The sequence below is a fragment of the Shewanella mangrovisoli genome, assembly GCF_019457635.1.
In the GTDB taxonomy this organism is placed as follows: domain Bacteria; phylum Pseudomonadota; class Gammaproteobacteria; order Enterobacterales; family Shewanellaceae; genus Shewanella; species Shewanella mangrovisoli.
In genome coordinates, this window is record NZ_CP080412.1 from 2,450,281 (window position 1) to 2,463,206 (window position 12,926).

Genomic DNA, 12,926 nt, shown 5'->3' on the forward strand with positions numbered 1-12,926 from the left:
TGGAAAATCCACAACGCCTAATTTATACGAATATGCCGGATGAACATTACGTTAACGTAAACTACCTATCAACCGTTGGCACAGTTCAAACGACAACTAATCCCCTGTGGGCATGTATATAATGCTTTACAAAACTAGCGAACATCTGGCGCGACTGAAGGGATCAGGCAAATCACAGTGCGATTACCGATGGGCACCTTAGCATTGGGGAAGACAATCGCTTCAAATTCCTGTTCGACTTTAATTTCCTGCCCGCCCTCGCGGGCCAATACAAAGCCTTTAGGGAAAGCTCGGAAGTTTTCGACATCAGTCGCGAAGGTAAATTCAAAATCATCAAAATGTTTGTTAATCACCCGACACACTTGGTACAGATTCACCTTATCCGCCGAGAATGGCTCAAGCGCTAAGGGTTTGTCTGTGATAAGGCGCATAAACATCTCTTGGGCGGCAATAAAACGCGTCATATCGTTTTGCCCCATGGGATACACCTTACCTAATTCAATGGTAAAGGCATCGGCGCCATACTGCTCGGAGGAAAAATAACTGAAGGTCGTCGTCGGCTCATGGTGAAATAACACAGTATCCACGCCACTTGCCGCTAAAAACATGATTTGCTCGGCGCTATAAGCACGGCCGGGACGATAAGGATAAATCGCAAACTTTTCGTGTTTTGACGCACGCATCGCCGTGTGTAAATCGTAGTGAATTCGCTGGCGCCCTGCGGCTGCGCCGTTAAAGAAGCGGTCGACATAGGCTTCTAATTTTTTCGCCCGCACCCGCTCAGGATTCACTAACCCCGGTGGATTTGAATGCTCGCCACTAAACAGACGATTCATGTTTTCGTCGATAATGCGAGTGCCATTATTAATCGCTAAAGGGTTGCCAATAATAAACAGCGTGCGTTGTTTGGCGATGATTTTTTGTTGGAGAAGCTGTTTGATTAAGGTATTGCAGAGTTCGATGGGGGCGGTTTCATTACCGTGGACACCGCAGGAGAGAATGACATCCTTACCTTGGGCTTGTGCTGGCTCAAAAACGATGACGCCCGTGTCCCACACTTCGACTCGAGTATGTTCCCCTAAGGTGAAACTAAACTCATCACCGAGGGTTTGCGGATTGGCGAGGGTCAGCGCGAGAAAATCCTTCGAATCTAACAGAGCTTGTAACACAGAATTCTCCTTATAATAGCGTGTTAAAGGCTGGATTTATGGCAATAACTGCCTGTTTCATTGCACTTATCGCTACCCGCCTTAAAAAGCGCATCCATACTAACACAAGTTTTTGGGCCGTTACTCTGTCATTCTGGTCAAACAAGCGCATTTCACGGCAAAACCACAGCATCTTAGCCACATTTGGCCGACATAGGATTAATTTTGTCGACACACTTGCTTTTAGGCATGAGTTTTATCACAATCCTTAGCCATCTAGACTTCTATCAGGATTTATCATGGCGTTAGCAACTTTCGGTGCCGGCTGTTTTTGGGGCGTGGAGTATTTCTTTAGACAAGTCAACGGCGTGACCAACGCGACCTGTGGCTATATGGGTGGCAATAACGAAGCGACCACCTATGAGGAAGTCAAAAAAGGCAAGACAGGCCATGCCGAAGTCGTACAAGTGGAATTTGACCCAGCGATTGTCAGCTACGATGAGTTACTGGATGTGTTTTGGAAGAACCACAACCCAACCACGCTCAACATGCAAGGTGGCGATATTGGCACTCAGTATCGCAGTACCATTTTCTTCCACGACCGTGAGCAAAAAGCGACGGCTGAAGCCTCTAAACTGGCCTTTGCTCGCTCGGGACGTTGGGGATTACGCCACATCGTGACTGAAATCGTGCCTTTGCAGCAATTCCATGTGGCCGAGGAATATCATCAAAACTATATCGATAAGAACAACTTACCAAGTTGCCATCTCGAGTACTGATCATAACCTGTTAGCATCCGAGTGAGTGGCTTCTGCCGCTCATCGCTGCAAATAAAAACGCACTCATAGGATTTCCATGAGTGCGTTTTTTTATCTGTAAAGAATGCTTAAACGTTAGATCAGGCGCTAAGCGCCTTATCAATCAAGGCCTGTGCATCCTTAATAATATCGGCAAGATGTTGCTCACTGATAAAGCTCTCACCGTAAATCTTAAATAACGCCTCAGTGCCCGACGGCCGCGCCGCAAACCAACCATTGGCCGTAGTCACTTTGATGCCACCAATCGAGGCATTGTTACCTGGGGCGTGGGTTAATACGGCATCAATCTTCTCACCCGCCAGCAGAGTGGCGTTTAAGGTCTCAGCATTGAGCTTGGCAAATTTGGCTTTGTTCTCGAGGCTAATCGGGCTGTCGATACGCTTGTAGAAACTTTGACCGAACTGCGCCACTAATTCTTGATGACGTTGCCCCGGCGTCTTGCCAGTAACCGCAAGCATTTCGGCCGCAAGCAGCACCAGAATAAAACCGTCCTTGTCGGTACACCAAGTCGTGCCATCACGGCGCAGGAACGCGGCGCCCGCACTCTCCTCACCACCAAAGGCAATAGTTGCCTCGGCTAACCCATCGACGAACCACTTAAAGCCAACGGGGACTTCGAGTAATTTTTTGCCATGAAAGGCACAGATTTTATCGATAAGCGCACTCGATACCAGCGTCTTGCCGATGGCTAACTGCTCGCTCCATTCAGGTCTGTGGGTCAGCAGATAATCAATCGCAACTGCTAAATAGTGGTTGGGATCCATCAGCCCCGTGCCCGGACACACGATACCGTGTCTGTCGTAGTCAGGATCGTTACCGACACATAAATCGAAGGATTCTTTGTGGGCCAGTAGGCCTGCCATCGCATAGGGCGAAGAGCAATCCATGCGGATCTTGCCGTCTTTATCCAGCGACATAAAACTAAAACTTGGGTCGACCTTATCGTTCACTAAGGTGATATCGATACCATAATGCTTGGCAATCGGCGCCCAATAATGAATACCCGAGCCGCCTAATGGGTCAACGCCCAATTTCAGCTTAGCCTTGGCGATAGCGTGCATATCAACCACATTGACTAAATCCGCCACATAGGGGGTAATCAAATCGATGGCATGCACATAGCCCGAGGTTAACGCGTCGGCATAAGCCAGCTTATTAACGCCCTTCAGCCCTGCGCGCAAGTAATCATTGGCGCGGGACTCAATCCAGGCGGTGATATTGCCTTCGGCCGGGCCGCCATGGGGAGGATTGTACTTGATGCCACCATCCTGCGGCGGATTATGGGATGGGGTAATAATCAAACCATCGCTTAACGCGGCACCACTCAGCGCCGCTTCACGATTGGCGCAAATAATGGCATGGGACACCACAGGCGTGGGAGTAAAGCCATCATTTTGCTGAATATTAACAGTCACCTTATTGGCCGCTAACACTTCAATCGCCGACACGTAGGCCGCATAAGATAAGGCGTGGGTATCGATACCTAAAAATAGCGGCCCGTCGATATTCACCGATTGGCGATAATCCACCACGGCCTGGGTAATCGCCCAAATATGGTCTTGGTTAAAACTTGCTTGAAACGCAGTTCCGCGGTGACCCGAGGTCCCGAACGTCACACGTTGCTCGGCAGCATCCACATTAGGTTTGATGCTGTAATAATGGCTCATCAGCTTTGGAATATTCACCAGATCCGTCTGACTCGCGGTTTGTCCTGCCCGTTGATGTATTGCCACCTGATCCTCTCCTACTGGAAAATCGGTTAATTAAATGGAAACGCCGCATCATTGCGGCGTCGATAAAGGCGTTATACGCGTTCGGCAATGCCGTTGGCGATTTCGGTATCGCAGCCAAATTGCACTAAGGCTTCGACTAAAATCGCCCGTTTTTTGGCGGTGTTATTGTTGGTCGTGACCCAAAATCCAGTGTTACCGATTTCCTTCGGGTTTGCGGTAGCACTGGCCTTGAGTAACTCTTCCCGTGAGCGCGCAAAATAGAGTCGATCGCGACCTTGGATCTGTAAAATTTGCGAGAATTGCGCTTGGCTCTGTTGATATAAACTCTCGAGCAAAAACAAGAAGCGACCCACTGCGCCTTTTTGCTGTGCTAACTTATGCTCATCCACCAATTGATTGAAATCGGTCGCTGAGACTAAGGTTTCGACCTGAGGCGCGACCTGTGGCTCAGGCGTCGCCGCCTCTAAACTCGGTTGGCTAATGGCCTGTGGCTGCGTTTGTTCAACCGCATCGACGGACAGGCCGAGTAATCGACGGAGAATGTCAGAGGCGCTCTCACCAATACGTTCCGTTTTGCTGGCAATATGACGATAGAGCTCTTCATCCACTTCGATGTATTTCATAACCTTATTATCCTTTGTTATTCGATAGGCTTAACCGAAAAAGTGCACCACAGGCGATCCTCGCAAAGGATCTGTGCGATCGTTGCCCCAGTGTATCTATCTCTATCAATCTGATAAAGCATCATTAATCTAAAAATGCGTGAAATCGCACATCAAATTAGCACAAGCGCGCTAATCGCTGAAAAAGCCAGCAAGTTCGGCGCACTGTGACTCAAAATCGCCTCAAGACTTGTCAAACTTAACCCATTAGGGGCACAATCCGCAGCACTTTATGTACCACAGCACAGGCGACTTCATGAATTTTGCATCCACAGGTCAAGGAGAAGCAGTCCTCCTTATCCACGGACTCTTTGGCAATTTAGATAATCTTAAGGGGCTAGGACAAGTCCTCGAAGCAAATCATCAGGTTATTCGTGTCGATGTGCCTAATCACGGTTTGAGTGAACATTGGCAAACGATGGATTACCCAAGTTTAGCCAAGGCAATGGCGGCATTGTTAGATGAACTGGCGCTTGAGCGCGTGCATATTGTTGGCCACTCCATGGGCGGTAAAATCGCCATGGCAACCGCCCTTGCCTACCCAGAACGCATCATCAGCCTGGTGGCCGCCGATATTGCCCCTGTTGCTTACAAACCGCGCCATGATGCGGTATTTGCCGCACTCGAAAGTTTGCCACTCGAAGGCCACACCGACCGCCGCTTCGCGTTAGCGCATTTATTAGCGGGTGGCATCGATGAGCCGACCGCGCAGTTTTTACTTAAAAACCTCCAGCGCACCGACACAGGCTTTCGTTGGAAGATGAACCTCACTGGCTTAAAAAGCTGCTATCCCAACATCATTGGTTGGCCTAATCAAAAGTACGAAACACAGCAAGTCTTTAACGGACCGAGCCTTTTTATCCGGGGTGGCGACTCCAATTATGTGACCGCCGAGCATCGCGATGAGATCATGCGCCAATTTCCAGCGGCGCAGGCCAAAACATTAGAAGGTTGTGGCCATTGGCTACATGCCCAAAAACCGGCGGTGTTCAATCGTATTGTGTCTGAATTTATTGACAAACACTCAGTGTAAATGACAATGATTCTCGACCTAAATCATATAGCCGACACCCTGCTGATGTGATATATTCGCGCCTCTTTTAGCCTTAGAAGACTCTAGAGGACTAAGAAAGTATGTTATCTCAGTACATGGAACAAATTGAAACCATCGGCCTGAACCTGTTTTTTGCCGCGATATTTTTCTTTATCGGCATGGCCATCCACGATGTGCTTAAACAAGGTAATGTGCCGAAATTTGGTCGATTTATTGTGTGGTTAGTGTTATTTCTCGGCTGCGCCGGGTTTATTGCAAAAGGTATTATCCAGATGTCTTGGGAAGGTTCAGGCATCGGTTAAACAATAAGAACATGGCAAAAGAAGCAACAGATAGAACTACCATTGACCTTTTTGCCAATGAAAAGCGCCGGGGCCGCCCACGTAGCAATCCTTTGTCCCGTAGCCAGCAACTTAAGGTCAATAAGCGCAACCAGATCCAGCGGGATAAAGCCAAAGGATTAAAGCGAATAGAGTTAAAGGTGTCACAAGATTTATATGACGCCTTGAATGAGCAGGCATTGGCCAGTAACATCAGCCGAAGCCAGTTAATCGAATTAATTCTTCAGCAAAAAATAGAATGCTGAGCAATCGATAGCAGCAAGATTAACGTATAAGTGAACTAGACATAAAGGATAGACAATGGCAACTGTAGGTCTTTTTTTCGGTAGCGACACAGGCAACACCGAAGCTGTCGCCAAGATGATCCAGAAGAAACTGGGTAAGAAAATGGTTGAGGTGAAAGATATCGCCAAGAGCACCAAAGAACAGATCGCAGAATACGACCTGCTGCTGTTCGGCATCCCAACCTGGTATTACGGTGAAGCACAGTGCGACTGGGATGACTTTTTCCCTGAATTAGAACAGATTGATTTTACCGACAAACTGGTTGCTATCTTCGGTTGTGGTGACCAAGAAGACTACGCAGAATACTTCCTCGATGCTATGGGCATGGTGGGCGATATTGTTCAAGCCCGTGGCGGTATCATCATCGGTCACTGGCCAACAGCGACTTACAACTTCGAAGCTTCAAAAGGCTTAGTCGATGATGACCACTTCATCGGTTTAGGGATTGACGAAGACCGTCAACCTGAACTGACTGAAGAGCGTGTCGATGCTTGGGTGAAGCAAATCTACGAAGAAATGTGCTTAGCCGAGTTTGAAGACTAATTCGCGCTATCGTTAATTCGTTAACGATGGATCAAAAGCGGCCTAAACGCCGCTTTTTTTATGGGGGATTTTCGTCCCTAACATTGTGAACGCGGAGCCATTCCATTTATGACAGACATTCGCGCAGCCCACTGGGATATCTTTTGCTGTGTTGTCGATAACTACGGCGATATCGGCGTTACTTGGCGCTTAGCCAAACAGCTGGTCAATGAATATCAGCTCCCCATTACACTCTGGGTCGATGACTTACACAGCTTTTCGCATATCTTACCGAGCCTTGACCCCAAACTTAGTAGCCAAGTGTTTAATGGTGTAACTATCAATCATTGGACAAGTCCACTGCCCGTGGCATTTGTGCCCGGCGCGGTGTTAATTGAAGCCTTTGCCTGTGAACTGCCTGATGAGGTCAAGCAACAACTCATCGCGCTGCACAGCACAACACCGCCAGCGGTGCCCGTCTGGCTGAATTTAGAATATTTAAGTGCCGAAGACTGGGTCGATGGCTGCCATGGGTTACCGTCGATGCAGGCAAGCGGCATTAAGAAGTATTTCTTTTTCCCTGGCTTTACGTCCAAAACAGGTGGACTTATCTGTGAGCGCGAGCTATTTGCCGAACGTGATGCATGGCAACGGGATAGCGCCAATAAATTGCAATTATTTGAGCGCCTTGGCCTTAAGGATATTCAGGCGCAAGATACTGTCTACAGCGTATTTAGCTATGAGACCGAGTCTCTACCGGCGTTATGTGAGCTCTGGCAAGCCAGTGCAACAAGCGATGCCAAAATCCATGCACTCATTCCCAAGGGACGCAGCTTAAACAGCTTACAACACTTATTGCCCAGCAAGATTGAGGCGCTCAGCCCCGGACAGCAAATCAAGCTCGGTGATTTGACCCTGCATATCTTGCCGATGACAGACCAGCAAGGGTTTGATCGCCTGTTGTGGAGCAGCGACTTTAACATTGTCCGCGGTGAAGACAGCTTCCTGAGGGCGCAATGGGCCGCTAAACCCTTTATTTGGCATATTTATCCGCAAGAAGATGATTATCATCTAATAAAATTAGGAGCTTTTATCCAACTTTACTGCGATAATCTGCCCCCTGATATTGCCGACACTTGGTCTAAATTGAATGTTGCATTTAACCAAGGCGAGCAATCTGCCGTGAAAACTCACTGGCAAAACCTAAATCCTGTCAGTTTGCCACTCTTGCAACATGCTAAAGATTGGCCAATTGACGCAATAAATGCTGCAGATCTTGCGACTCGGCTAGTCCAATTCGTCAAAAAAAGCTAAGATGCTGCGCTGAAATAGAAAATCGACATATAGGAAATTGTGTAATGAAAACTGCTCATGAAGTCCGTCCTGGTAACGTGATCATGTTTGAAGGCAGCCCATGGGTTGTACAGAAAACAGAAACAACTCGTTCTGGCCGTAACGCTGCCATCGTTAAGTTAAAGCTGAAAAACTTACTGCTTAACTCTGGTACTGAAACCACTTTCAAAGGTGAAGATAAGATTGACGATATCATCTTAGATCGTCTGGATTGTACTTATTCTTACTTTGCTGATCCTATGTACGTGTTCATGGATGCAGAATACAACCAATACGACGTAGAAGCTGAAAACTTAGGTGACGCTGCGGCTTACATCGTTGACGGTATGGAAGAAACTTGCCAAGTGACTTTCTACGAAGGCAAAGCTATTTCTGTTGAAATGCCAACCACTATCGTACGTGAAGTGACTTACACTGAGCCATCTGCTCGTGGCGATACTTCAGGTAAAGTGATGAAGCCAGCAACTATCACTGGCGGCGGTACAATCAGCGTGGCTGACTTCGTTAAAGTTGGCGACAAGATTGAAATCGACACTCGTACTGGTGAATTCAAGAAGCGCGTATAATCGCCCTTCTCAGTCCCAGATAAAAAAGCCAGTGCCTGCACTGGCTTTTTTATTGCCTCGAATTTGATGTGCAGCGGATAGTTATCATGGGAATTGGATATCGAGGTTAAGCAGCGAAGCGTTTGTTTCAGCGTCGTGCCAAACAGCACGGCAATCAGCGCGAGCAACAAGTGCCAATAGTTAACGTAAGCAATATACGCGAGCCATAAAAAAACCAGCCTTAGCTGGTTTTTTTATATTTACGATATCGCGGCTTAGGCAATCAAGATAAAGCCAAAGAACGCAATCACAGCGGCAATTAACGCATAGGGTAACTGAGTCACCGCATGGCTCACTAAGTTACACCCAGAGCCTTGTGCAGCCAATACGGTCGAATCTGAATAGAAACACGCTTGGCTACCAAATGATGATGCCGATAACAACGCCCCAATCACCAGTGGAATATCCGCACCAACCGATTGCGCCAGTGGCATCACGATGGGGATTGTCACCGCAAAAATACCCCAGCTTGAACCTGTCGCAAAGGCCAAGATCGCCATAGAGAGGAATACCACAGCTGGCAACATCTTAGGCGTCATAAAGGGGCTCAATGATTCAATCACATATTGTGGCAGCAGCAGTGCATCACACACATCTTTAAACACGAATGCGGCGATCACGGTACCAATGGCGGGCAACATGCTCTTAAAACCATCGATCATCTGGTCCATCATCTCTGACAGTGGCATTAAGCGTTGCACTGCATAGTAAGGCAGCGTGATAACTAATGTCGCTAACAAACCCTTCCAGACGTCGATATCAAAATAAACGGTAAAGGCAACCAGTAGCAGAATAGGCACTAAGAAGTTGTGCAGTTTGCCCTGATTGTCAGCATGCTTAAACTCTTCTTCAATCGCAGCAATCGCGTATTCATCAGAGGTTTGCACTTGGTCTAAATCGACCTGTGCTTCTGCTGGTTCACCTTGGGCTGCGCGCAGCTGGGCTTTTTTCATCGGACCAATGGCAGGCACAACACCTAACACCACCAGTAACACCATGGCTACGGCTAACCAAGCGTAAAGCATGTAGGGAATCGCCTGCATATACACGCTAATGCCCTGACCTTCTGCCGCTACACCGTTATCGACCAGCAAGCCACCAAAGAATACCGCCCAGGTGGATAATGGCACGAGCACGCACACTGGAGCTGCGGTAGAGTCAACCACATAGGCCAGCATTTCACGGGACACTTTAAACTTATCGGTCACACGCTTCATGGTTTCACCCACGGTTAACGCGTTCAGATAGTCATCGATAAAAATCACAATCCCGAGAATAAAGGTCATAAACAGGGAGGATTTAGGCCCTTTAGCAAATTTCAGCGCATTTCGACCAAACGCCAGTGCACCACCAGTACGCACTAACAGGGCAATTAACGCACCAAAACAACCACAGACTAAAATCAACCAACCTATGGTTTCATCGGCCATGACTTTTAATGAAGTACTGGCGAAATTATTTAAGACTTGCGACGGATCGAGTAACAGAAACCCAGTTACCGCACCAATGATCAGAGAAAGAATGGGGCGGCGTAACCAAATGGCCAACACCAATACCACCAAAGGTGGAATAAGACTTAACGCTGTCGGTTCAGACATGCACTTAGGTCCTCTAAATAAGTCGCCTAAAAGGCAAAAGTTTTTAGAACAGCGCCTGAAATCACCTCGATAACGGACGCCAATATTGCTGCTTCATGATGACTAACTCCGCCGATATTACCTGCTAAAAGCTTGTTATCTTAGGTGCCTTGCCAAAAACATCGCGCAGAAAATAAAGCGCATCGAATAGCGAGTCAACTATAAATTTATGCTAACCATAAATAATTTTTAATACTGAAATAAGTCATGATATATATATTTGATTTTAAAAAATTTTAATCACGTACAACGAAATCTTTATTTGACCTTAAATGCTTAATAAGCATTCAGTTAATCTGCCTAAATATCAAAAAATCGCTGAACGCCCGATAAAACCGCATTAACTCAAATCACCGCCAGTAGATCAGCGGTTAAGCAAAAACTGATTAACAATTTTATTAACATTTAACCCGTGAGTCGATTTTCGAGTTTCTAAAAAGCGAGTAGAAGCTTAAGCAAGCCGCTTGATAGTCGCAAAGGCTGACCCCATCAAAACCAACAGTCCATTAGTTTGATAATTTGAAGATATTCAGCATTTAAAACTTGTTTTAATTTATTTAAAGCTTAGTTAAAGCATATTTAACTAGCGAGTTTGATGAAAAAAACTTGTTATTTGTGCTCAAGCCCCCTTCCTTAAGCCAGATAATTTCGTTATGGTGCACAAACTTAAGCCTAAATTAACTGCATGTTTCGAGGTGTAAATGCGCCCTATCATCAAGTCCAACAAGTTGGATACTGTTTGCTACGACATCCGCGGCCCAGTGCACAAGGAAGCCAGACGTTTAGAGGACGAGGGACACCGTATCCTCAAACTCAACATTGGTAACCCCGCCCCCTTCGGTTTTGAAGCGCCGGAAGAAATTGTGCGCGATGTGATCCTCAATCTCCCCAGTGCCCAAGGCTACTGTGAGTCAAAAGGATTATTCTCTGCCCGCAAGGCGATTGTGCAGCATTATCAAGCGCAGGGCATTCATGGCGTCGATATCGAAGACATCTATATCGGTAATGGCGTGTCAGAGCTGATTATGATGGCCATGCAGGGCTTATTAAACACCGATGATGAAGTGCTGATCCCCTCACCCGATTATCCACTGTGGACCGCAGCAGCCAATTTAGCCGGCGGTAAAGCGGTACATTATCGCTGCGATGAAGAGGCGGATTGGTTCCCAGATCTTGATGATATTAAGAGCAAAATTTCGCCCCGTACCCGTGGTATTGTATTGATTAACCCAAACAACCCAACGGGCGCCGTTTACAGTAAAGCATTATTACTAGAAGTGATTGAGCTCTGCCGCGAGCACAACCTGATCCTGTTTGCCGACGAAATCTACGATAAGATTTTATACGACGAAGCTAAACATATTCCGGCCGCGAGCCTCTCAGATGATATCTTAACCGTGACCTTTAATGGTCTCTCAAAAGCGTACCGCGCGGCGGGCTTTCGTGTCGGTTGGATGATGTTGTCTGGCAATCTAAAAGCCGCCAAGAGCTATATCGAAGGTTTAGAGATGCTCTCCTCGATGCGTCTGTGTGCCAACGTGCCGAATCAACATGCGATTCAAACGGCGCTCGGAGGTTACCAAAGCATTAATGAGCTGATTTTACCTAGCGGCCGCTTAACCGTGCAGCGCGATACCTGCTATGAGTTATTGAACCAAATCCCAGGTGTCAGCGTGAAAAAGCCCAAGGGCGCGCTGTATGCCTTCCCCAAACTGGACATGAAGAAGTTCAATCTCAGGGATGATGAACGCTTAGTACTCGATTTGCTCAGGGATAAAAAAATCCTCTTGGTGCACGGCAGCGCCTTTAACTGGCCAGAGCCGGATCACTTAAGAGTGGTGTTTTTACCCTATAAGGAAGATTTGACTAAGGCATTGACAGAATTTGGTAATTTCCTCGAGACCTACAAGCAATAGTGCATTGTGCTCATCGCCGAATCGGGCATTAAGTTAACTATCGACTAAAGCGATCCTCTGGGTCGCTTTATTTTTTGCAGTGCGTAAAATCTCTTCAATCATGCCACTCACTTATCCCCTTGCCTGTGTTAGGCTAAAGTTTCATCGCCGTACTTTTTAAGCCGTATTTTTAAGCCGCAATTTCGCCGATTTATCTCGAGTTACTGTTGTGCGGTCCGGCATTCATATAAAGGAGCATTATGAGTCATTTATTTGCCCACCTCGCCCGAATGAAACTTATCCAGCGCTGGCCCTTAATGTACAACGTGCGCACCGAAAATGTTCAAGAGCATTCACTGCAAGTTGCCATGGTGGCCCATGCCCTCGTTATTATCAGTAATAAGAAATTTGGCACCTCGCTCGATGCCCATCAGGCGACGAGTTTAGCGATTTTCCACGATGCCAGTGAGATTTTGACTGGCGACTTGCCGACCCCGGTAAAGTACTTTAATAAAGAAATCGAAGCCGAGTATAAGAAGATTGAGGCCATTGCCGAGCAGCGCATGCTCGATATGGTGCCCGATGAGTTTAAAGAGGATTATCGCAGCTTATTTATCAGCGATTACGCCGATCCGATTTACAAAGCCATAGTCAAATCCGCCGATACCCTGTGCGCTTACCTTAAGTGTCTAGAGGAAAATCGCGCCGGCAATACCGAATTTAATACCGCGCGCAAACGCCTCGAAGCCATGTTGGCGGCCAATCCCGATCCGGCGGTGAAATATTTTATGGATTGCTTTGTGCCAAGTTTCACCTTGAATTTAGACGAAATTAACAAGATGTTGTGATGTATCACTCTCGCTAGGAATGCAT

13 protein-coding genes are annotated in these 12,926 nt (G+C 47.1%); 9 read left to right on the forward strand and 4 right to left on the reverse strand.

Features of this window, described 5'->3' with window-relative positions; translation table 11 throughout:
- Positions 1–134: 134 nt before the first annotated feature.
- Complete coding sequence (astE, locus tag K0H60_RS10715) at positions 135–1,169, reverse strand: succinylglutamate desuccinylase (protein ID WP_220053162.1); 1,035 nt, start codon at positions 1,167–1,169, stop codon at positions 135–137.
- A 278-nt stretch (positions 1,170–1,447) separates the two neighbouring features.
- On the opposite strand from astE, the gene msrA reads away from it, so the two are divergent.
- Positions 1,448–1,927, forward strand: coding sequence for a peptide-methionine (S)-S-oxide reductase MsrA (gene msrA / locus K0H60_RS10720; protein WP_011717096.1), 480 nt, complete (start codon positions 1,448–1,450; stop codon positions 1,925–1,927).
- Between the two features lie 119 nt (positions 1,928–2,046).
- Here msrA and pgm read toward each other — a convergent pair whose 3' ends face one another.
- Complete coding sequence (gene pgm / locus K0H60_RS10725) at positions 2,047–3,699, reverse strand: phosphoglucomutase (alpha-D-glucose-1,6-bisphosphate-dependent) (RefSeq protein ID WP_220055698.1); 1,653 nt, start codon at positions 3,697–3,699, stop codon at positions 2,047–2,049.
- 71 nt (positions 3,700–3,770) lie between these two features.
- Entirely contained in the window at positions 3,771–4,322 is a 552-nt protein-coding gene (gene seqA, locus K0H60_RS10730) for a replication initiation negative regulator SeqA (RefSeq protein WP_208662636.1), read from the reverse strand.
- 295 nt (positions 4,323–4,617) lie between these two features.
- Here seqA and K0H60_RS10735 point away from each other — a divergent pair, with 295 nt between their 5' ends.
- The 6 genes from K0H60_RS10735 to efp all read left to right on the forward strand — a co-directional run bounded on the left by K0H60_RS10735 (position 4,618) and on the right by efp (position 8,482).
- Positions 4,618–5,394: an alpha/beta fold hydrolase gene (locus K0H60_RS10735; protein ID WP_220055699.1), complete on the forward strand. Its 777-nt coding sequence runs from the start codon at positions 4,618–4,620 to the stop codon at positions 5,392–5,394.
- 101 nt (positions 5,395–5,495) lie between these two features.
- Entirely contained in the window at positions 5,496–5,717 is a 222-nt protein-coding gene (locus K0H60_RS10740) for a DUF2788 domain-containing protein (RefSeq protein WP_007648263.1), read from the forward strand.
- A gap of 11 nt (positions 5,718–5,728) precedes the next feature.
- The gene (gene ybfE / locus K0H60_RS10745) at positions 5,729–6,001 is read left to right on the forward strand and encodes a LexA regulated protein (protein ID WP_011622798.1); all 273 of its coding nucleotides are present in this window, start codon (positions 5,729–5,731) and stop codon (positions 5,999–6,001) included.
- A 55-nt stretch (positions 6,002–6,056) separates the two neighbouring features.
- Positions 6,057–6,584 (forward strand): flavodoxin FldA, encoded by a 528-nt coding sequence (gene fldA, locus K0H60_RS10750; RefSeq protein ID WP_088212348.1) that lies wholly within the window; start codon positions 6,057–6,059, stop codon positions 6,582–6,584.
- A 108-nt stretch (positions 6,585–6,692) separates the two neighbouring features.
- Positions 6,693–7,877 carry an elongation factor P maturation arginine rhamnosyltransferase EarP gene (earP, locus tag K0H60_RS10755; RefSeq protein ID WP_220055700.1) on the forward strand — a complete coding sequence of 395 codons (1,185 nt, stop codon included), beginning with the start codon at positions 6,693–6,695 and terminating at the stop codon, positions 7,875–7,877.
- Positions 7,878–7,921: 44 nt separating this feature from the next.
- A complete protein-coding gene (gene efp, locus K0H60_RS10760; RefSeq protein ID WP_088212346.1) occupies positions 7,922–8,482 on the forward strand; it encodes an elongation factor P in 561 nt (186 codons plus the stop codon).
- Between the two features lie 254 nt (positions 8,483–8,736).
- Here the strand turns inward: efp and K0H60_RS10765 are convergent, their stop codons facing one another.
- A complete protein-coding gene (locus K0H60_RS10765; protein WP_011717101.1) occupies positions 8,737–10,119 on the reverse strand; it encodes a Na+/H+ antiporter NhaC family protein in 1,383 nt (460 codons plus the stop codon).
- Positions 10,120–10,859: 740 nt separating this feature from the next.
- Between K0H60_RS10765 and K0H60_RS10770 the strand changes: the two genes are divergently transcribed.
- A complete protein-coding gene (locus tag K0H60_RS10770) occupies positions 10,860–12,074 on the forward strand; it encodes a pyridoxal phosphate-dependent aminotransferase (protein WP_220055701.1) in 1,215 nt (404 codons plus the stop codon).
- 239 nt (positions 12,075–12,313) lie between these two features.
- Positions 12,314–12,901 carry a 5'-deoxynucleotidase gene (gene yfbR / locus K0H60_RS10775; protein WP_208662477.1) on the forward strand — a complete coding sequence of 196 codons (588 nt, stop codon included), beginning with the start codon at positions 12,314–12,316 and terminating at the stop codon, positions 12,899–12,901.
- Positions 12,902–12,926: the final 25 nt, after the last annotated feature.

Coding starts and splice junctions, on each gene's coding strand:
- K0H60_RS10740 (WP_007648263.1), top strand. CDS start 5,496: ATGTTATCTCAGTACATGGAACAAATTGAAACCATCGGCCTGAACCTG.
- msrA (WP_011717096.1), top strand. CDS start 1,448: ATGGCGTTAGCAACTTTCGGTGCCGGCTGTTTTTGGGGCGTGGAGTAT.
- K0H60_RS10770 (WP_220055701.1), top strand. CDS start 10,860: ATGCGCCCTATCATCAAGTCCAACAAGTTGGATACTGTTTGCTACGAC.
- yfbR (WP_208662477.1), top strand. CDS start 12,314: ATGAGTCATTTATTTGCCCACCTCGCCCGAATGAAACTTATCCAGCGC.
- ybfE (WP_011622798.1), top strand. CDS start 5,729: ATGGCAAAAGAAGCAACAGATAGAACTACCATTGACCTTTTTGCCAAT.
- seqA (WP_208662636.1), bottom strand. CDS start 4,322: ATGAAATACATCGAAGTGGATGAAGAGCTCTATCGTCATATTGCCAGC.
- K0H60_RS10735 (WP_220055699.1), top strand. CDS start 4,618: ATGAATTTTGCATCCACAGGTCAAGGAGAAGCAGTCCTCCTTATCCAC.
- fldA (WP_088212348.1), top strand. CDS start 6,057: ATGGCAACTGTAGGTCTTTTTTTCGGTAGCGACACAGGCAACACCGAA.
- earP (WP_220055700.1), top strand. CDS start 6,693: ATGACAGACATTCGCGCAGCCCACTGGGATATCTTTTGCTGTGTTGTC.
- K0H60_RS10765 (WP_011717101.1), bottom strand. CDS start 10,119: ATGTCTGAACCGACAGCGTTAAGTCTTATTCCACCTTTGGTGGTATTG.
- efp (WP_088212346.1), top strand. CDS start 7,922: ATGAAAACTGCTCATGAAGTCCGTCCTGGTAACGTGATCATGTTTGAA.